Source organism: Sphaerisporangium fuscum, from assembly GCF_018531465.1.
GTDB classification, from domain to species: Bacteria; Actinomycetota; Actinomycetes; order Streptosporangiales; family Streptosporangiaceae; genus Sphaerisporangium; species Sphaerisporangium fuscum.
In genome coordinates, this window is record NZ_JAHDTF010000013.1 from 39383 (window position 1) to 58596 (window position 19214).

Here is a 19214-nt window from a genome sequence, read left to right on the forward strand (position 1 = left end):
TCCAGCAAACCGGGGAGTAGACGCCGAGATTTCGGCGATTTCCGTTTGAACGTTCATATTGAGCCTCGCGGCGCCGGCGCGCAAGAGGGTGCCGGGCGGAAAGTTCGGGCCGGCGCCTCTCCGCCAGTGGACGGCGGCCGCGCCTACACCCGGGAGTCGCGGCGGACCGGCTGGAGGCCGAGGGCGGTGAGCTCGGCCCTCGTCCCCCGGAAGACGTTGCGGTCGATCGAGCCGTGGGCGTACTGATGGATGGCCCAGGAACGCCACGGCGGCGGCACCACCGGGCGCCCCTTGGGGTGGCTCGGCGCGGCGATCCACAGGGGATAGTCCTCGAGGCCCCGGCAGTAGCCCTTCCTGGCGAACGACAGGAAGGTGTAGATCAGCGGCCGGATCCCGGTGCACAGCGTGACGACGTGGCACCAGCGCCGCGCGAAGGCCGCCACCTCGTGGGGCGGCAGGTGCCCGGAGCGTTCGAGGTCGAGGGCGATCAGGTCGCCCCGCCGCAGACCGCCGGCCGCGTCGATCACGTCCAGGAAGTGGCGGACCTGGTCCTCCGGATCGGCCTTGGGATGGCCGAAGTGGTAGGCGCCGCAGACCAGCCAGTTCTCCCGCATCGCCGCCCAGTTGCGGGCGAAGTACTTGTCGGTGAACGCCGTCCCCTCGGTCGCCTTGGCGAACCCGAAGTCGACGCCGTCGTCGGCGTGCCCCGCCCAGTTCACGTGGCCCTGCCAGTTGGACACATCTATGCCGTGCAGCATGAGGGTTTCCCGCACTCCCGGTGACTCGCCCCCGGGATCCTAGTAAGCCACCACCCCCGTCCCCCCGCAGGACATCACCTGGAGTGATTACGGATTGCGTCAAGCAATCACCATGCCGCCGGGGAACGGCCGGGCGGGAACGCGGGAGCCCGGCGCCGATAGGGTTGCCGCATGGAGGTCGAGGGTGTGAGAAGGCTGCTGGCCGAGGCAGGGGTGGACGCCCGGCGGTACCACCTCGCGCTGGCGTTGCTGTGCGACGGCGCCTGGTGGACGCTGGCCGATCTCGTCCGCGGGGCCGCGACCTCCCGTCGCGGGATCGAGGCGCTGCTGCGCGAGGTGGGACCACAGCGCTCCGGCGACCGTTTCCGCCTCACTCCCGAGCAGGTGCGGGCCTACCGCCCGCTTTTGGAGGAGTCCGGGCACCCGGGGGAGCCCGCTCTGGCCGACCCCGTGGCGCATCTGCTGCCCCGGTACGCCGACGTGCTGGAGCGCATGGAGAAGCTGATCGCCGAGGGGCCGCGGGGACGGCAGGCGCTCGACCACGTCGCGGCGACCCCCGAGACGGTGGTGCGCAGGGCGCTCCTGCTCGGCGGCCGGTTCTGGCTGCCGGGGGCCCGGCTGCTGTGCGTGGGCGACCACGACCTCACCTCGCTCGCGGTGGCGATGGCCTTTCCGGGCGTCCAGGTCACGGTGGTCGACATCGACGACCGCATCCTGGCCTACATCGACGCCCAGGCCGACGGCCTCGGGCTCGACGTGCGCACCCGCTGGGCCGACCTGCGCCTCGGGCTGCCCGCGTCGGCCCGCGATCAGGCCGACCTGGCGATCACCGACCCTCCGTACACCCCCGAGGGCGTCGGGCTGTTCGTGGCCCGGGCCGTCGAGGGGCTGCGCGATCCTGATCGGGGCCGCATCCTGCTGGCGTACGGCGCGGGCGAGCGGACCCCCATGCTGGCGCTCAAGGTGCAGAACTCCCTGCACGACCTGAACCTCGCCCTTGAGGCGATGTATCCGGACTTCAACCGTTATTTCGGGGCGGAGGCGATCGGCTCGGCGGCCGACCTGTACGTCCTGCGACCGACCACCAAGACCCGCCCGGCCGTCGCCGCCAGGGTGGAGCGCTTCAGCACCGCGATCTACACCCACGGCCCGCAGTCGGTCGAGGCCCTCCAGGGCCTCCCCGGACCCGCCGCGCTCGGCGAGGGCGGCTTCGAGCCCGAGGTGCTCGTGGGCGACTGGCCGAAGGACGCCTTCCCCAAGCTGCCGAGGACCCGGCTGTCCACCTGGCTCGCCAAGCCGTACGCCGCCTCCCCCTCGCGGGTCGCGCTGGCCGTACCCGCCGGGCTGGAGGCCGCCCTCCCCCGCCTGCTGCTCGCCACCCGGGCCCGGCACGTGCGGGTCCTGCTCTCCGGCGCCGCCCCCGACCTTCCGGCGCTGCGCGCGGCGCTCCCCGGCGTCTACGAGCTCACGCGGACCGGGCACGTCCTCGACGCCGTACGACTGCCGACGCCCGCCGGTGACGACGGACGCCTGTTGCGCGGCATCCTGGACAACGCGCACGGCAAGCTCGCCAACACATGGCGGGAAGGCCTGATCAGGGCGAGAGGGCATCTCACCAAGAAGCAGGCGCGGGCCGTCGTCGCCGAGGTCGCCCCCTGGGCCGGCGACGTCACGGTCCTGGAGCTCCCCGAGCACCGCCTGCGCGCCCTCCCGGCCGCCGTCGCCGCCTCGCTGCGCCTCCCGCCCGCCGAAGCGGGCGAGACGACCGGACACGGCTGACCACCGGGGCGGACTACCCCCTCCGGCCGCCATGAGAGATGGTTGGAAAAGGGGGAAACCGGCAGGAGGTGCCGTGATGCAAGTCAAGCAGTGGACTGTGGAGATCTATATAACCGAGGACGACAACGACGACAACACCGTCGCGCGCGCGATCGTCCAGACTCCTGGCGGAAGGAGGCACGAGAGCGTCGGCCACGCCAGGCGCAACCCCATCGACCGTCCCGTTCCGGAGATCGGTGACGAACTGGCCGTCGGCCGGGCGCTGGCCGATCTGGCCGACAAGCTGACCGGTGACGCGGCCGCGGACGTCGCCCAGTTCGCCGGGCAGAGCAGAAGAGGCTGACACGGCCGGGCCCGCCACCGGGGCGAATGTCCCGCCCATTCGGGACCTAGGACCTCTGCACCGGCCCTCGGGCCTGGCATCAGATGGAGGTGAGAGTCAGACCCATCCAGGAGGTTCTCATGTCGATGCCGACGCGACGCGAGTCGAGAGGCCTGGCGCTCCCCGACCTGCTCGACTGGCTGGAGGCCCCTTTCATGGGAGCCAGAGCCGGGGAGCGGATGGTCCGCTTCGAGGACACCGTCAGGGACGGCCATTACATCGTGCGTGCCGAACTGCCGGGCATCGACCCGGAGAGCGACGTTGAGGTCGTCGTGTCGAACGGCGTGCTGACCATCCGCGGCGAACGGAAGGAGGAGCGGACCGAACGCCACCGCAGCGAGTTCGTCTACGGGGAGTTCAGCCGCTCCCTGCCGCTGCCGCCCAACGCCGACGAGAAGAACGTCAAGGCGGTCTACCGCGACGGCATCCTCGAGGTGGACATCCCGCTGGCGGAGGAGAGGCCGGAGGCGCAGCGCGTGCCGATCGAGAAGCAGGGGTAGGCAGGGCGCGGGCCCGCGTTTCTCGTCCCGCTCCCGGCCAGGGACTTTCGTCCCTGGCCGGGAGCGTGCGCCGGCGGATAGCGTCTGAGCATGATCCGCGTTTTCCTGCTGGACGACCACGAGGTGGTGCGGCGTGGCGTGGCCGCGCTCCTGTCCTCCGAGGACGACATGGAGATCGTCGGGGAGGCCGGCACCGCCGAGCAGGCGATGGTCCGCATCCCGGCGCTGAAGCCGGACGTCGCCGTGCTGGACGTGCGGCTGCCCGACGGCGACGGCGTCGAGGTGTGCCGGGAGGTCCGTTCCAGGACGCCCGGCCTGTCCTGCCTGATGCTCACCTCGTTCGCCGACGACGACGCCCTGTTCGACGCCGTGATGGCGGGAGCCGCCGGGTACGTGCTCAAGCAGATCCACGGTTCCGACCTGGTGGGGGCGGTACGGACGGTGGCGGCGGGCCAGTCGCTGCTGGACCCGGAGACGACCGCGGCGATGCTGCGCCGCCTGCGCGACCAGGCGTCCAGGAAGGATCCGCTGGCGGCGCTCACCGGCCAGGAGCGCCACATCCTGGAGCTGATCGGCGAGGGCCTGACCAACCGGCAGATCGGCGAGCGCCTGTTCCTCGCCGAGAAGACGGTCAAGAACTACGTCTCCAACCTCCTGGCGAAGCTCGACATGCAGCGCCGCACCCAGGCGGCCGCCCTCGCCGCCCAACTCAAGACCGACCGCCACACCTGAGCGCCCGGCTCGGGGCCGGCGGTGGCTTGAGGAGGAGGGAGGGTGAGGAACGAGCCCGTACGACGACGAAAGCCGCCGCCTCAAAGAGGCCCCGAGCCCGCCGAGCGGAGCGAGGCAGTCAAACACAGCGCAGCGGCACGCGCCAGGTGACGCGGGTGCCTCCGCCCTCGGCGGCCTCGACCGTGAAGGTGCCGCCGAGGCGGGCGGCGCGGTCGGCGAGGTTGCGCAGGCCGCTGCGGCGGCCGCCGCTCGGAGGCGGGCCGACGCCGTCGTCCTGGGTGACGAGCGTGAGCGTGCCGCTCCGCGCCTCCACCGTGACGTCGACCCTCCCGGCCCGCGCGTGCCGCACGACGTTGGAGAGGGTCTCCCGCAGCACGGCGAGCAGGTGCTCGCCCAGCTCGGGCGGCACCGTGACGTCGAGGTGGCCCTCCATCCGCAGGCCAGGCATGAAGCCGAGGTGCCCGCGCGCGTCCTCGACGAGCTCGGCGATCCGGTTGCGGAGGGCCGGCACGGCGTCGTCCGGCGGGGCCTGGAGGGCGAAGATCGTCGAGCGGATCTGCCGGATCGTCCCGTCGAGCTCGTCGATGGCGTGCTGGAGCCGGGAATGGGCCTCGGGGCGGTCGGCCACCAGGCGGACGCTGCTCATCAGGGTCATGGCCACCGCGAACAACCGCTGGATGACCACGTCGTGGAGGTCCTTGGCGATGCGGTCGCGGTCCTCCAGCAGGCCGATGCGCTCGGCGTCCTCGCGGGCCTCGGCGAGTTCCAGCGCGATGGAGGCCTGGCCGGCGAACGAGTGGAGCATGCGCACGTGCGACTGGCTGAACGGGATGCGGCCGGAACGCTTGCCCAGCGACAGCACCCCGCGTACGGCGCCGGCGGCGCCCAGGGGCACCGCGACGGCGGGCCCGATCTGCAGGTGGCCGGAGATGACCGCGGGGATCTCCGTCTCGGGCAGGTCGGTCACCACGACCGGCTCGCCCCTGGTGAAGGCGCGCCCGGACAGCGAGTCGGCCACCACGACCTCCACCGCCGGGACCTCCTCGGCCGGCACCCCGTCGGCCATGCTGACGCGCAGCTTCTCGCCCCCGGCGGCCGGCAGCAGGACCACGGCCACGTCGGCGCCGGACATCTCGCGGGCCCGGCGGGCCATCAGGGTCAGCACCTCGTGCGAGCCCGCCCCCGACAGCAGGGTGGTGGTCACCTCCGACGAGGCCTGCAGCCATACCTCGCGCCTGCGGGTCTCCTCGTACATGCGGGCGTTCTCGATGGCGACGCCGGCCGCGGTGGCGAGGGCGACGACGATGGCCTCGTCCTCCTCCTCGAAGTCGCCGCCGCCGCGTTTCTCGGTCAGGTAGAGGTTGCCGAAGACCTCCCCCCGCACCCGGATGGGCACGCCGAGGAACGACCCCATGGGCGGGTGCCCGGGCGGGAAGCCGTACGACTCGGGGTGGTCGGCGATGTGGTGCAGGCGCAGGGGACGCGGCTCCTTGATGAGCAGGCCGAGAAGGCCGAGGCCGTGCGGCCAGTGCTCGATCCTCGCGATCTCCTCCTCCGACAGCCCGACGGGGACGAACTGGACGAGCGTGCTGCCCTCGCCGATGCGGCCGAGGGCGCCGTAGGTGGCGTCGACGAGGGTGGTGGCGGTCTCCACGATCCGGCGCAGGACGGTCTCCAGGTCCAGGTCGCTGCCCACCGCGACGACCGCGTCGAGCAGGGCGTGGACGCGGTCGCGGGTCGCAAGGACGGCCTCGAGCCGGACCTGCAGCTCCGACAGCAGCTCGTCGAGCCGCATCTGCGGCACGAGCGAGCGCGGTGGGACGTCCGCCATACAGGCAGTCTCCCCTGACCAGGAGCTTTGCAAATCGGCTCCGCTTCGCTTCTGGACCATTTGCCCGAGGATCGGCCTCCGCTTGACCTTCGTCGGCACCCGATGGTGCCCGGCGGTCAGGTCACCGGCTCCAGGCGCGCGCGGCGCGGCCGGACGATCGCGACCGGGCAGCGGGCGTGGCGCAGGACGCCGTTGCCCACCGACCCGAGCAGCGGCCTGCCGTGGACGCCCTGGGGGCCCGAGCCGACGACGACGAGGTCGGCGTGCCGCGAGGCGTCGCACAGCGCGGTGACGGGGTGCCCGCGCACGGCCGAGGCCTCCATCGGCACGTCGGGGTAGCGTTCCCGCCAGGGTTCCAGCCGCCGCCACACCTCGCGCGACTCCTCCGCGAGCGCCTCCTGGGCCGCGCCCGCGTACGCCGTGGCGTCCGGCGCGAAGGGCGGGGCGGCCGAGGCGTACAGCACGTGGGCCCGCGCCCGGCGCAGCGCGGCCTGCTGGAGGGCGTAGTCGAGGGCGGCCTCCGACACTTCCGAGCCGTCGAACCCCACGACGACCTCGCCGAAGGCGGTCTCCGGGGGACGCTTGACGACGATGACCGCGCCCTCGGCGCGCCCGGCGACCGAGCACCCCACCGAACCGATCACCGAGCCGACGAGGCCGCCGAGGCCCTTGCTGCCGAGGACCAGCTCGTCGGCGCTCTCGGACTCGGTGGTGAGCCGCTCGGCGACCGCGCCCGTGATCAGTGCGGAGGTCACCTCGACCCCCGGCACCTGCCGCCGCACCCAGTCGGTGGCGGTGGCGAGCGCCCCCTCCCAGTAGGACGACAGCGAGTTGCGGTTGCGCGGCGTCGGTTTGAACGGGAACTCGTACGACCAGGGCTCGCGCACGTGCACGATCCGCAGGCGTGCGCCCCACCGCGCCGCCTCGTCGGCGGCCCACTTCACCGCCGCCGCCGCGGAGGGGGAGCCGTCGACCCCGACGACGATCTGTCCTGTCATGGCGCACCTGCCAAGCTCTAGAGGAACATCGGGGGCACGGGCACGAGGTCGTCGGTCTCGTACCCGAGCTCGTCGTCGACCTCGATGACGCCGTCGACGGTCTGCACCGACTCGACGACCTGCGCGATCTGGGAGCGCCGGGGGACCGTGCCGCGCAGCGACACCAGCCCGTGCTCGACCAGGATGGCGAGGGTGGCGGGGTCGACGGCGGCCCGCCAGACGGCGTCCAGCACGTCGGCGCGCACGTCGGAGGGACGGCGGACGAAGATCTTGAGCAGGTCCGACTGGTGGACCGTGCCGATGATCTTGCCGCTGAGGTCGTCGATCACGGGAAGCTGCCTGACGCGGTGATCGTGCATGACCCGGGCGGCGTCCCTGACGGGTGTCCTCTCGGTCACCGTGATCGCGGGCGTGGTCATGACCTGGCCGGCGGTGGTCCCGGTGGCCCTGACGCGCTCCCTGCGGTGCCGCAGGCCCCCGAACACTCCCCCGGCCCCCGGGGCCTCGATCTCCTTCAGCAGCAGGTCGTGCGCCGAGACCACCCCGACCGGCCTGCGCTCGGAGTCGACGACGGCCACCGCTTCCACCTTGAACCGCCGCATGGTCTCCACGACGTCGGCGAACGAGGTGTTCTGCGCCACCGCGATGGCCACCCTGCCCATGACCTCCCCGACATTCATGATCATGGCTGCCTCCCTGGACTTCCCGCTGTGGTTCGAGCATCCCGCTCGCGACGCGGATGCCGTCAGCGGCGAAAGTCCCAGGTGGCGGGGACCTTTGACTCGCCTCTCCCGCGCCCGGCGGGCAGGGGCTCAGTGGCGGGCCGGGCGGACCAGCCCCGTCTCGTAGGCGTGGACCGCGGCCTGCGTGCGGTCGCGCAGGCCCAGCTTGACCAGGATGCGGCTCACGTGGGTCTTGACCGTCTGCTCGGCCACCACCAGCCGCTCGGCGATCTCGGCGTTCGACAGGCCCTGCGCGATCAGCGACAGCACCTCGGTCTCGCGTTCGGTCAGGTCGCCGACCCGGTCCTTCAGAGGGGCCCTGAGGGTGCCGGTCACGCGGGAGAACTCGGCGATGAGGCGCTTGGTGATGTTCGGGGCGAGCAGGGCCTCACCGGCCGCAACCACCCGGACGGCGTGCGCGAGCTCGGCGGCGGAGGCGTCCTTCAGCAGGAACCCGGACGCGCCGGCGCGCAGCGCCTCGTAGACGTACTCGTCGAGGTCGAAGGTCGTCAGGACGAGCACCTTCGCGGCGGCGCCGCCGGGTTCGGTGATGCGGCGGGTGGCCTCGATGCCGCCGAGCTCCGGCATCCGGATGTCCATCAGGACGACGTCGGGGGCGAGCTCGGCGACCTTGGCGACGGCGTCGAGCCCGTTCACGGCCTGCCCGACGACCTCGATGCCGGGCTCGGCGTTCAGCAGCACCGTGAAGCCCTGGCGGACCAGCATCTGGTCGTCGGCGATCAGCACGCGGATCGTCGTCACGCGACCTCCTCGGCACGGTCGGGGGGCGGCTGCGGGGCGGACCCGGTCTCCTGGACGGGCCCGGCGGGCGCGGGCAGGACGGCGGTCACCTCGTAGCCGCCGTCCGGGGTGCCTCCCGTAGCCAGGTCGCCGCCCAACATGGTCGTACGCTCCCGCATGCCGAGCAACCCGTGCCCCGCCCCCTTGGACGGCGGGACGGGACCGGCCGGCGCGGTGTTGACGACCCGGACGGTGAGAGCCTCCGGCCCGTAGGCGACGCTCACGCGCACGGCCGCGCCGGGGGCGTGCCGCATCACGTTGCTGAGCGCCTCCTGGACGATGCGGAAGGCCGACAGCTCGACTCCGGGGGACAGCGGGCGCGCCTGGCCGGTGGTCTCTACGGTGACCGTGACCCCGGCGGCGCGCACGTTGGCGACCAGTTCCCCCAGCCGGTCGAGCGTCGGCTGCGGGGCGTGCCGGACCCCGTCGGCCAGGGCGTCCTCCGAGCGCAGCACGCCGAGGACGCGCCGCAGCTCGGTCAGCGCCTCGACGGCGTTCTGGCGGATGCCCGCCAGGTTCTCCTTCAGCTCTTCGGACGGGTCGTCGACCAGGTGCGGGGCCACCTGCGCCTGGATCGAGATCACCGACATGTGGTGGGCGACCACGTCGTGCAGCTCGCGGGCGATGCGGTTGCGCGTCTCCAGCACCGTGCGCCGGGCCCGCTCCTCCGCGGTGATCTCCTCCTGCTCGACGAGCCGGGTACGGGCGACGCGCCGCCCGCGCAGCGCGGCGCCGACCACGGTCGCCGTCACCGCCACCGGGATGAGGAGGACGGCGTTGGCGGAGTGTCTCTGGTCGATGAACACCACGCAGTACAGGGCCGCCAGGACGCTGATCGTCAGCGCCTCGGCGGCGGCCCGCGGGCGCACGCGCAGCGCCAGCAGGAACAGCACCGCGCCCTGGAGCAGGATCCCGGCGGTCGTCCAGGGGAACGGCACCGGACCCGGCAGGTCGAAGCCGGGCGGCGGCGGGGGGACGCGCTCCACCAGCCACGGGGAATCCGGACCGGCGTCGATGACGATCTCCGACAGCTGCGCGCCGACGATCGTGAAGAGGGTCGAGGCCCACCAGGCCAGTACCGGGCGGGACATCGCGACGACGAGCGCCGCCGCATGCATCGTCGCCAGCAGGCCGTACGCCGGGCTCCGGGGGTGGGTGAGCTGCACCATGACCAGCGCGTACAGCACGACCAGCACGTGCGGCAGCCGGGCCGTCCACCGCGGCCCGCCCATGCGCGGGAGCGGGTCGGCCGCCAGCGTCCACAGGTCCGTGCGCAGGATGGACAGGGTCCCCCGCCGCCTGTCCCCCTCGCCCCGTCCGGTCACCGCACTCACCCTAACCCGGCCGTCCGCCCGCCACCCCGGCGAGCCGCCGCTCCCGAACCTAGCGGCCGGGCGGCGCGACGGCTTCCCGCGGGGGAGCCACCCTGCCGGGTGGCTCTGGAGTACTACGGGTATGGGGGCGCCCCCGGACGACCGGCGGCGGGCGGGGCGATCGTCAGGCCCAGGGGCGGAAGACCGCTCGCACGCAGCCGTCCTTCTTGTTCTTGAACATGTCGTAGCCCCTCGGCCCGTCGTCCAGCGACATGGTGTGCGTGGCCAGATGCGCCGCCCTGAGCTCGCCCTTGTCCATCAGGTCGAGGAGCTTCGGGATGTAGCGGTGGCCGTGCTGCTGGGCCCCCCGGACGGTCAGGCCCTTGTTCATCATGGCGCCGAGCGGGAACTTGTCGACCAGGCCGGTGAAGACGCCGAGGATGAAGACCGACCCTCCCTTGCGGCAGGCGTAGATCGCCTCGCGGACGGCGATGGGCCGGTCCTGTTCGAGGCCCATCCGCTGCTTGGCCTTGTCGTACACCTTCTGCGGGCCGGGACTGTCGGCCTCCAGGCCGACGGCCTCGATGCAGACGTCCGGTCCCCTTCCGCCGGTGCGCTCCTTGAGCTCGGCGACGACGTCGGTCCGGGTGTAGTCGATGGTCTCGGCGCCGACGTGACGCTCGGTCATCGCCATGCGCTCGGGATAGCGGTCGATCGCGATGACCCGGGCGGCGCCGAGCAGCGTCGACGCCCTGGCGGCCATCTGGCCGACCGCGCCGCACCCCCACACCGCGACGACGTCTCCGGGCCGCACCCCGCCGAGGTCCGCGCCCATCCAGCCGGTGGGCGCCGAGTCGGAGGCGAACAGGGCGTTCATGTCGTCGACGCCGTGCGGCACGGCGAAGGCGCCGTAGTCGACGTACGGGACGCGGATGTACTCGGCGTGGCTGCCCCGGTAGCCGCCCATGGCGTGCGAGTAGCCGAAGATGCCGGCGGTGTCGCCGCCCCAGAGCATGTCGGTGATGCCCGGGGTGGTGTTGCTGTTCTCGCACAGCGACCACATGTCGTGCTCGCAGTGCCAGCAGCGGCCGCAGCCGATGATCGAGCACACGACCACCCGGTCGCCCACCTGGTGGCGGCGGACCTCCGAGCCGACCTCGACGATCTCTCCGACGAACTCGTGGCCGATCACGTCGCCCGCGCGCATCGCCGGGACGTACCCGCCGAGCAGGTGCAGGTCGGAACCGCAGGTGGTGCTCAGGGACACCTTCACGATCGCGTCCTGGGCGTTGATGATCTGAGGGTCGGGGACCCTCTCCACCGCCAGCTCGTTGACGCCTTCCCAGCACAGTGCCTTCACAGCCGCCCCTCTCCGCCCGCGCGCTGCGCGGTGAGATCCACGATCCGTCCGGTGGGGGTGGGTGGCAGCGGCTGCTCCTCGGAGCGCAGCACCTCCCCGGTCTCGATCAGGCACTTGGACTCCCGCAGGGCCCTGCGGACGGCCTGGCGCGGGTCCTGCCCGCCGAGGCGCGCGAGGACCTCGCCGACGCCGCTCGGCACGGACGCGAGCGGCCTCGCCCCGAGCTCGGTGCCGCGGTCTCCCGGGGCCTCGCGGACCTGTACCTCGATCGTGTCGCCCAGCCGCGCCAGCGGCTCGGGCAGGCGCCCGTCCGGCACGACCTCCTCCGGCCGGCGGTTGACGGTGACCATGAGCCACCGGCTCGCCTCGCGCTGGGCTCTCGCCCGGGTGCGGCGCGACGAGAGCCACCGTCTCAGGCCCAGGCCGATGCCTCCCAGCGCGATCCCGCACAGAACAGCACGTTTCATTGCCCTCTCCCCCTTGATGGACAACTGCTCGGATCGCTACCCATCACCGCCCAGCGCTACCTCAACCGGACAGCACTTGAGGAGGAGTTGACGGGGTCTCACCGCGCCGATGGAGCGGGCGGCGAGCGAAATGACCGGCCGTTCGGAGATCGCCGAGGTCCGCCTCGTTCCGCTCGACCACGGGGCGAGGGCGTTCGTCCTCCTGCTTATAGGTGAGGAGAAAGGTACGACATACCGCCATAGGGCGCTTACGCAAGGTCACAAAAGGATCGTCCCGCTTGTCGCGCCACGTCACGGGGCGCCGGCAAAACAGCCGCTCCGGTCATTGTCTTATCGCGGAGCCGGGTAACGGGGTGGATTGGGCGGCGGGCGGGTGGAGGAATGACCGCCGGCGAGCGGGGGCGCCCGGCCGGGGCACGCGTTTGCCCTGGCCTCCGAAAAGGCGCGGCAATCGGCGTCTCCGTTGGTCATTAGATTGCGACGGGCGGTAACGGACCCGGCGAAGACTGAAGATCAGGACCACCGACGATCAGTGATGCCTCTTGATCGGTCGCGAAGATAGTCACCGGCCGGACCGCGGCCAGGAGGACACGGCGATTTAACATTGGGCCCGCGGGCCCGCGTGATAGGCGAAGCCGCCGCATCGGCGGGGCGCAAGCCGTTGTGGAGGGGGATCACGGCGTCGCGGGCCGGTTATGACGGAAACATCGAAGCCACTGCGGCTCGACGCCGCCCCGTGATTTTCCGGGAAGCCTGCGGCATCGGGCCTGGCGGCGGACTGACGCACCGGCATCGCGAGGAATAGCGCCCATCGCGACAAATTCGCTGAAGTCAGCACTGAGCCGACCGATGGCGACGCAGCGGCGGCCGGTGCCGGTTCGGCCGGGAACCCGCAGGTCAGCGTCGACCCGCGGATCGGCGGCCCGCGATGGACGCCGCGCGGGCGGCCGTCGCCAGGAGAGCACGACCGCCTCCCGTGGGACGTGATCCCCGCGGCGGACGCCGTGCCCGTCCGGTACTAATCGGAGTGCGAGTGGTTAATCAATCAGTGGGCCGCTTCGTACTGGGCGACGATGTGGGAGGCGATGCGGCCGCGCTCGCTGACGTTCAGCCCGTGCGCCTTGGCCCACGCACGGATCTCGGAGCTTTTGTCGCGGGCGGGACGCTGGGCGGCGCCGCGCTTGCGGCCCCGGGCGGGCGCGCTCTCGGCACGGCGGGCGCTGGAGACGAAAGGCGAAAGAGCCTCGCGGAGATTCCTGGCGTTTTTGTCGTTCAGATCGATCTCGTAGCTGGTGCCGTCAATCGCGAAGAACACCGTCTCTTTTGCCTCGCCACCTTCCAGGTCGTCGATGAGAAGGGTCTGGATCTGTGTCGCCATCTCCCACTCCTTTCACGGGGCTTAGTTTGGCACCTCAAGAATATACCCGGTTTCGGTGGCTTCCCACGCGGGGAACAGTGCGATGCATTGACCGTCTCTTGACGTAAGTTAGCCGTTTCCGGCGAACCCGGCGTTTAGCGGGTCGCCTGGCCATGCCCAGTGCCCCCGGCGGCTGGGACGAAACCGGTGTTCTGTCTCACATACCGGTCCCGTCCGGCATACTGCCGACTCCCGTTATTTCGCTAGGTGCCGGGCTTCTTCGCTTAGAACCCGGCGCGGCGCGGCGAAACGGACCGTACGCGGGTGGACCGCCTCCGGCGGCCCGCTCAGTGCCCCCACTAGATTGTTGGCATGGTCAAGACCGTTGGGCTGGTGCTGCACCCGAAACGCGACTCGAAAGAGGCCATCGACACGATCGTCGAGTGGGCCCGCGCCCGTGACGTGACGGTGCTCGGGCTGCGCGACGAGGTGGGGCGCATCGACTGCAGCGCGGTGGCGGTCGACCCCGCCGATCTGGTCGACCGCGCCGACCTGCTGGTGAGCCTCGGCGGCGACGGCACGATGCTGCGCACCATGCGCCTCGGAGCCGCCCGCTCGACGCCCGTGCTGGGAGTGAACCTCGGCAAGCTGGGGTTCCTCGCCGAGATCGACGTCAGCGAGCTTCCCCCGGCCCTGTCCGCCATCGACAACCACCACTTCACCGTCGAGCCGCGCATGGCGGTGAAGGCCAAGCTGCCGGACGGCGAGACGGTCACCGCCTTCAACGACATCGCCCTGGCGCGCATCCCGGGCGACCGGCTCTCGGCCGTGTCGATCTCGGTCGAGGGCCACCCCTTCGTCCGCTACGCCTCCGACGCGGTGATCGTGGCCACCTCCACCGGCTCGACCGCCTACAACTTCTCGGCCGGGGGCCCGATCGTCTCGCCGCTGGTCGAGGGGTTCATCGTCGTCCCAGCGGCGGCGCATTCGTCGTTCAACCGGGCTCTGGTGCTCTCGGCCGACGAGCAGGTGTCGCTGGAGCTGCTCCCGACGAGCGGGCAGCTGGCGATCGAGGTCGACGGCTCGGTGGCCGGGCGTCTCTCGCCGGGCGACCACATCGCGGTGAGCGCGGTGCGGGCCGCCGGCCGGGTGGTGCGGCTCGGCGGCACGACGTTCTACGAGCGGGCCCGGCGCAAGCTGCGCGTCAGCGGCAGCGCCGAGGTCGACTGAGGTCCCGCCCGCCGGTCAGCGCAGCAGGGCGCGGCGCAGCGCCGCGAGCCGGTCGGCGTTCGCGCGCCGGCTGACCTGGGCGTCCGGTACGACGACGTCGAAGCCGTGGAAGGCCCCCGGGTACAGGTGGAACTCGGTGGAGACGCCGGACCGGACGAGCCTGCGGGCGTAGTCGGCGCACTCGTCGCGGAAGACCTCCAGCTCGCCGACCTCCAGGTAGGCGGGCGGGAGGCCGGACAGGTCGGCCGCCCGGGCGGGCGCGGCGTACGGCGGGACGCCGTCGGTGCCCGCCGCCTCCCCGAGCAGGGCCTTCCAGGCGAAGAGGTTGGCCGCGCGGTTCCAGGTGACGGCGTCGGTGAACTCCCTGCTGGAGGGGGTGTCGTTGCGGTCGTCGAGCATGGGGCAGACCAGCAGCTGGAAGGCGACGTCCGGGGCTCCCCGGTCGCGGGCCAGCAGGGCTATGGCGGCGGCCAGCCCTCCCCCGGCGCTCGCGCCGCCCACCGCCATGCGGCCCGGGTCGATCCCGAACTCGCCGGCGTTCTTGGCGGTCCACACCAGGCCGGCGTAGCAGTCCTCCACGGGCGCGGGGTGCGGGTGCTCGGGCGCCAGCCGGTAGTCCACCGAGACCGCGACGCACCCCAGCTCCTCGACGTAGCCGCCCAGCCGCGCGTCGTCCATCTCGACGGTGCCGACCACCATGCCTCCGGGGTGCATCCAGTACAGGCAGGGCAGCGGGCCGCTCCGCCCGGCCGGCCGGTGGACGCGGAGCCTGACGTCGGGGGCGCCGTCCGGGCCGGGGACGAGGTGGTCCTCGACCACCACTCCGGGACGGTGGACGGGCGGCATGGCGGCGAAGCCGGCCGCCATCCGGCGGCGCAGGCCGGGCAGGTCGTCCGGTGACAGGCGGGCGAAGTCGACGGGCGGCAGGAAGGCCTTCTCCAGTCCGGCGGCCAGTTCCGGGTCGAGGTCACGGTGGAAGGGCAACGGTCGTTCACCTCTCGGACGATGTCGCGGCGGGCACGCCGGGGGGTGGCACATGGAGATCATGCGCCGGTCGCACCCGCCCGGCCACCGCGACATCGCGGTGATGACCTGTTATTTCCCTCTCGATCGCCCTCGCCGGAGAAGCCTCGCGGCATCGGCCCCGGAGTGCCGGTCGGACCAGGTGAGCCATCCGGCTCCCGCCACGGTGACCGCGCCGACCGCCACGAGCAGTCCGGGACGGCGCCTCGCCTCGGCCGACACCCGGCCGGCGACGCCCTTGAGCATCCCGGGGGCCCCTTCACGCGCCGAGACCGCGGAATGGGCGGCGGCTCCGCGCAACCGCTCGGCGACCTCGGCCGCCTTCTCCTTGGCGGCCGCCTTGGTCTCCACCATCTTCTGCTGGGCGCGGGCCTTCACGTCGACCTTCTGCGCCAGCGCCTCGACCGTGCGGCCCAGCTCCTCACGGGTGCGGACGATCTCGTCGCGCAGAAGCTCCTCCTCCGACGGCCTGTGCCTGCGCGAAGGCGGGGCCTCGGCGCCGCCGTGGGCGGCGGAGACCTGCGGCGGGTGCCCGGCCGCGGCGCGGGCGGGGGTCTCCGACAACCCGGCGAGCGGGTCGCCCCTCCCGTGGCTGACGACGGGCTTGACGTACGGCTTCGGCGGCGCGTGGACCTGGGGGACGTTCAGCGAGGGACCGGCGGACTCCGGTGTGGCCGTGCCGGGCTCCTGCCGGCGCAGGCCCACCTCTCCGGCGGTGGGATGGTACGGGGCGCCAACGGGATCGGTTTCGCTCATCGGTGCGCACTCTCCTTGAGAACGTCGACGTCTGCCTTGAGGTTGCGGATGGCCTCCTGGGGAAGCGGCGGGGTGGCCCTCGCCACCTGGCCCTTGCCGACCAGGGCGAGCACGGCGGCGACGATCAGGAGCGCCACGCCCACGATCACGGCCGAGATCCACGCCGGGACGGCGTAGGCGATCAGCATGATCAGTGCGGCGACCAGCGCACCGCCGCCGTAGAGGGCGACCACCCCGGCGCCGCCGAACAGCCCGGCCCCGAGACCGGCTCGCTTCCCCTTGCGGGTGAGCTCGATCGTGGCGAGCCGGATCTCGTCGCGGACGAGCCGGGAGACGTCCTCCGACAGATGCTTGACCAGTTCGGCGGTCGAGAGGGAGGCGTAGGGGTTGGTCCGGGGTTCCTTGAGGTCGGTCATGGCGTTTCCCCTTTCTTTCACCGGCGCCGGGAGCGGGCGGGACGGGTCAGGTGCGGCGGAGCAGGGCGATCACGGCCTGTTCCACGGCGCCGTGCGTGGCCATCTGCCCGAATTCGGCGTCGGCGCCGAGCAGGGTGAGGGACTTCTCGATCGTGCGCCCCCTGTCGTACGCCTCCACCACGCGCGGGTCGACGTAGGAGGCGCGGGCGACGGCCGGGGTGTTGCCCAGGTACTCCGAGACCTCTTTCATGACACGGCTGACGGCTCGTTTCCGGCCGGTGCGGTGGCGGGCGCGGGCCGAGACCGCGAGCCCCACGGCGGCCAGCACCGTCGCGTGCCAGGTGCGGAAGTCCTTGGCCGAGACCTCGAATTCGAGGGTCTCGCGCAGGTAGCCGTTGATGTCGGCGCTGCGGACGTCCACCCAGTGGTCGCCTTCCTGGTAGCGGAGCAGATCCCCCTCCTCGCCGGAGCGGTGCAGGGCGGTGATCACCTTGCAGACGTCCGAGTCGACCATCTCCACCTCCCGCATCTTGCCGCCCTTGGCGGGGTAGACGCACCTCACCTGGCCCTTCTCGCAGACCACGTGCTCCATGCGCAGGGTGGCGAGCCCGAACGAGTCGTACTCCTCGCCGCCGACGCGGAAGAAGCCGATGTCGAGCATGCGCGCGGCGGCGGCGAGCACCCGCTCACGCTTCAGGGTGCGCCCGGAGAGGTCCTTGCCGACGCGCTCACGGAAGACGGGGAGGCGCCGTGCCATCTCGCACACGCGGTCGAACTTCGCGCGGTCCTGCTCCTCTCTCCAGACGTCGTGGTAGCGGTACTGTCTCCGCCCCGCGGAGTCGGTGCCGACCGCCTGGATGTGACCGTCGGCGGTGCGGCAGATCCACACGTCCCGCCAGGCGGGAGGTATACGCAGGGCCGTGATGCGGCGGAGGACCCGGGAGTTCCTCACCGGACGGCCGTCCGGCCAGTGGTAGCTGAAGCCGCGTCCCCGGCGCCGGCGTCGGATGCCCGGTTCGGCGGGGTTGCTCTCTCGCAGTTCCACCGTCACGCCGATCCCATACCCATGCTGAGAACGGCAAACAGACCATTAAACGGACTTTTAGTGCGATAGCCGACTTCACGCCACGGGTGTGGCGGGCGCCCCGCCACACCCGGAGGGCGCACTCCGACTACCTCCCGGGTCCGGGCATGTGTCCCGGCATGTGTCCGGGCATCTGTCCGCCGTGCATCGGGCCGGGCATGCTGCGGTTGCCCACGGCCATGGCGCCGAGGCCGAGCAGCAGGATCACGATCCCGGTGATGACGTTGTTCCAGATCGAACCGGTGGTGTGGGACCGTATGACCCACGGCGAGATGATGGTCCACACGCCGAGGATCGGCGCGATCCAGGTCAGCCCGTACGTGCGGCCGTACGCCGAGGCGAATCCCAGCGCCAGGGCCGCCAGTGCCAGACCTGTGACCAGGTTGCTCACCGAGAGGCGCGACAGGCCGTTGAACCCCACCACCCAGGGCGATATCGCGAGGTAGAGCCCTGCGAGAAGCGTCAGCCCATCGATCACCTGCGCGACCATGCTGGAGCCCGCCCGCTCGTACTTGGCGCGCATCTCGACGATGTCGGGATGCGCCTCCAGGCCGGTCGGTCTAGTCATGACCTCACCGCCTTCCGACTTCCTTCGCGGAACCGATGTCCATTTCGGCCATACCCCTAAGGCGAGCCAGGTCACGGTGAACAGAGCAAAGTTTCTCCCTATTAGGGAGGCTAAGCCACTAAATGTCGGATTTCTATGGTCCGTGGTTCAGTCGGTCTCGGCGCGGCCGAGCCGCCAGTAGCCCATGAAAGCCACCGCCGAACGGTCGACGCCGAGCTCACCGACCAGGTGGCGGCGCAGCCGCTTGACGACGCCCGCCTCCCCGGCGAGCCACGCGTAGAACCCGTCACGGGCACGGGCGGCGGACGCCTGCGGCACTTCCCAGAGGATGGCGGTGTCGACGTCGACGTCCTCGACGGCGGCCGGGACGGCTCCCGGCGCAAGGTCGCGGACGGCCTCGTGGACGGCGGCGGTCAGCAGGTCCCCATGAGCGGGCGTCCCCGTGCCGCTCCCCCGGCGCGGCAGCCAGGTCACCCGCACACCCGGCGCGACGCGGACGGGCCGCACGTCGCCGGGGTCGGGGACCTCCAGGAGGACCTGGGCGCGCACGCCGTCCGGCAGGGACTCGGCGATGGCGCACACTGCGGGCGCCGCGCACTCGTCCCCCGCGATCAGCAGGCGGCTCGCACCGGCGGGCGGGGCCCACTCGCGGCCGCCGGCGTCGCCCCGGTGCCGGACGTCGGGGCCGACGACCACGAGCGGGTCGCCCGGCCGGGCCGACAGCGCCCACCGCGAGGCCGGCCCCTCGACGCCGTGGAGGACGAAGTCGACGTCCAGTTCCCGGCGGTCCTGCCGGACGGCGCGGACGGTGTAGGTGCGGATCGGATTGCGCCGGTGCGCCGGGAGCTCGCGCCACCGCCGGTACCAGTCGTCCCCCTCGGGGAAGAAGGAGTGGCCGCCGGGGAGCGGAAGCACCAGCTTGATCCGCTGGTCCAGGCCGTTGTCGGCGAAAAGATGCAGGTCGGGACCGGTGAACGTCACCCTGGCGAAGCTCGGGCCGAGGCTCGCCACCCGGGCCACCCGCACGTGGAAGGCCCGGTACGCCGGCACCGGCTCCCCGTCGGCGTCCTGGGTGCCGGGGCGGCCGGGCGGGACCTGCTGGCTGACGACGCTCATCGGCTGCCTCCACGAGATCGG

The 19214-nt window shown here is 72.1% G+C and carries 20 protein-coding genes; 5 read left to right on the forward strand and 15 right to left on the reverse strand.

All coding sequences use genetic code 11. The features are described 5' to 3' along the window. Positions 1–143: 143 nt before the first annotated feature. The gene (locus KIK05_RS16700) at positions 144–758 is read right to left on the reverse strand and encodes a glycoside hydrolase family 25 protein (RefSeq protein WP_214411647.1); all 615 of its coding nucleotides are present in this window, start codon (positions 756–758) and stop codon (positions 144–146) included. Positions 759–929: 171 nt separating this feature from the next. Here KIK05_RS16700 and KIK05_RS16705 point away from each other — a divergent pair, with 171 nt between their 5' ends. The 4 genes from KIK05_RS16705 to KIK05_RS16720 all read left to right on the forward strand — a co-directional run bounded on the left by KIK05_RS16705 (position 930) and on the right by KIK05_RS16720 (position 4151). Next, positions 930–2537, forward strand: coding sequence for a bis-aminopropyl spermidine synthase family protein (locus KIK05_RS16705; protein WP_214411648.1), 1608 nt, complete (start codon positions 930–932; stop codon positions 2535–2537). A 76-nt stretch (positions 2538–2613) separates the two neighbouring features. After that, a complete protein-coding gene (locus KIK05_RS16710) occupies positions 2614–2880 on the forward strand; it encodes a DUF1876 domain-containing protein (protein WP_214411834.1) in 267 nt (88 codons plus the stop codon). A gap of 119 nt (positions 2881–2999) precedes the next feature. Next, positions 3000–3419: an Hsp20/alpha crystallin family protein gene (locus KIK05_RS16715; RefSeq protein ID WP_214411649.1), complete on the forward strand. Its 420-nt coding sequence runs from the start codon at positions 3000–3002 to the stop codon at positions 3417–3419. A 90-nt stretch (positions 3420–3509) separates the two neighbouring features. After that, complete coding sequence (locus tag KIK05_RS16720) at positions 3510–4151, forward strand: response regulator (RefSeq protein ID WP_214411650.1); 642 nt, start codon at positions 3510–3512, stop codon at positions 4149–4151. 118 nt (positions 4152–4269) lie between these two features. Here KIK05_RS16720 and KIK05_RS16725 read toward each other — a convergent pair whose 3' ends face one another. From KIK05_RS16725 to KIK05_RS16760, 8 genes are all read right to left on the reverse strand, one after another. Beyond that, positions 4270–5982: a sensor histidine kinase gene (locus KIK05_RS16725; RefSeq protein WP_214411651.1), complete on the reverse strand. Its 1713-nt coding sequence runs from the start codon at positions 5980–5982 to the stop codon at positions 4270–4272. A gap of 116 nt (positions 5983–6098) precedes the next feature. After that, positions 6099–6980 (reverse strand): universal stress protein, encoded by an 882-nt coding sequence (locus KIK05_RS16730; RefSeq protein WP_214411652.1) that lies wholly within the window; start codon positions 6978–6980, stop codon positions 6099–6101. 17 nt (positions 6981–6997) lie between these two features. Continuing rightward, positions 6998–7666: a CBS domain-containing protein gene (locus KIK05_RS16735; RefSeq protein ID WP_214411653.1), complete on the reverse strand. Its 669-nt coding sequence runs from the start codon at positions 7664–7666 to the stop codon at positions 6998–7000. A gap of 126 nt (positions 7667–7792) precedes the next feature. Continuing rightward, a complete protein-coding gene (locus KIK05_RS16740; protein WP_214411654.1) occupies positions 7793–8464 on the reverse strand; it encodes a response regulator in 672 nt (223 codons plus the stop codon). Continuing rightward, entirely contained in the window at positions 8461–9828 is a 1368-nt protein-coding gene (locus KIK05_RS16745) for a sensor histidine kinase (RefSeq protein ID WP_308249956.1), read from the reverse strand. Before KIK05_RS16745 ends, KIK05_RS16740 begins: the two co-directional genes overlap by 4 nt. A 172-nt stretch (positions 9829–10000) precedes the next feature. Continuing rightward, positions 10001–11176, reverse strand: coding sequence for a zinc-dependent alcohol dehydrogenase (locus KIK05_RS16750; protein ID WP_214411655.1), 1176 nt, complete (start codon positions 11174–11176; stop codon positions 10001–10003). Then, positions 11173–11643, reverse strand: a complete 471-nt coding sequence (locus tag KIK05_RS16755; protein ID WP_214411656.1) for a hypothetical protein — start codon at positions 11641–11643, stop codon at positions 11173–11175. The genes KIK05_RS16750 and KIK05_RS16755 overlap by 4 nt, the downstream gene beginning before the upstream one ends. 1045 nt (positions 11644–12688) lie before the next feature. Next, positions 12689–13021: a histone-like nucleoid-structuring protein Lsr2 gene (locus tag KIK05_RS16760; protein ID WP_214411657.1), complete on the reverse strand. Its 333-nt coding sequence runs from the start codon at positions 13019–13021 to the stop codon at positions 12689–12691. Between the two features lie 351 nt (positions 13022–13372). Between KIK05_RS16760 and KIK05_RS16765 the strand changes: the two genes are divergently transcribed. Further along, the gene (locus KIK05_RS16765) at positions 13373–14230 is read left to right on the forward strand and encodes an NAD(+)/NADH kinase (RefSeq protein ID WP_214411658.1); all 858 of its coding nucleotides are present in this window, start codon (positions 13373–13375) and stop codon (positions 14228–14230) included. Positions 14231–14245: 15 nt separating this feature from the next. On the opposite strand, the gene KIK05_RS16770 is transcribed toward KIK05_RS16765, so the two are convergent. The 6 genes from KIK05_RS16770 to KIK05_RS16795 all read right to left on the reverse strand — a co-directional run bounded on the left by KIK05_RS16770 (position 14246) and on the right by KIK05_RS16795 (position 19193). Continuing rightward, the gene (locus KIK05_RS16770) at positions 14246–15214 is read right to left on the reverse strand and encodes an alpha/beta hydrolase (protein ID WP_214411659.1); all 969 of its coding nucleotides are present in this window, start codon (positions 15212–15214) and stop codon (positions 14246–14248) included. Between the two features lie 111 nt (positions 15215–15325). Then, the gene (locus KIK05_RS16775; protein WP_214411660.1) at positions 15326–16009 is read right to left on the reverse strand and encodes a DUF3618 domain-containing protein; all 684 of its coding nucleotides are present in this window, start codon (positions 16007–16009) and stop codon (positions 15326–15328) included. Beyond that, positions 16006–16425, reverse strand: a complete 420-nt coding sequence (locus tag KIK05_RS16780; RefSeq protein WP_214411661.1) for a phage holin family protein — start codon at positions 16423–16425, stop codon at positions 16006–16008. Before KIK05_RS16780 ends, KIK05_RS16775 begins: the two co-directional genes overlap by 4 nt. Before the next feature lie 46 nt (positions 16426–16471). After that, a complete protein-coding gene (locus KIK05_RS16785) occupies positions 16472–17470 on the reverse strand; it encodes a DNA topoisomerase IB (RefSeq protein WP_214411662.1) in 999 nt (332 codons plus the stop codon). A 127-nt stretch (positions 17471–17597) separates the two neighbouring features. Continuing rightward, a complete protein-coding gene (locus tag KIK05_RS16790; protein ID WP_214411663.1) occupies positions 17598–18077 on the reverse strand; it encodes an SPW repeat protein in 480 nt (159 codons plus the stop codon). A 147-nt stretch (positions 18078–18224) separates the two neighbouring features. Next, positions 18225–19193, reverse strand: a complete 969-nt coding sequence (locus KIK05_RS16795) for a siderophore-interacting protein (protein ID WP_214411664.1) — start codon at positions 19191–19193, stop codon at positions 18225–18227. Between the last annotated feature and the right edge of the window lie 21 nt (positions 19194–19214).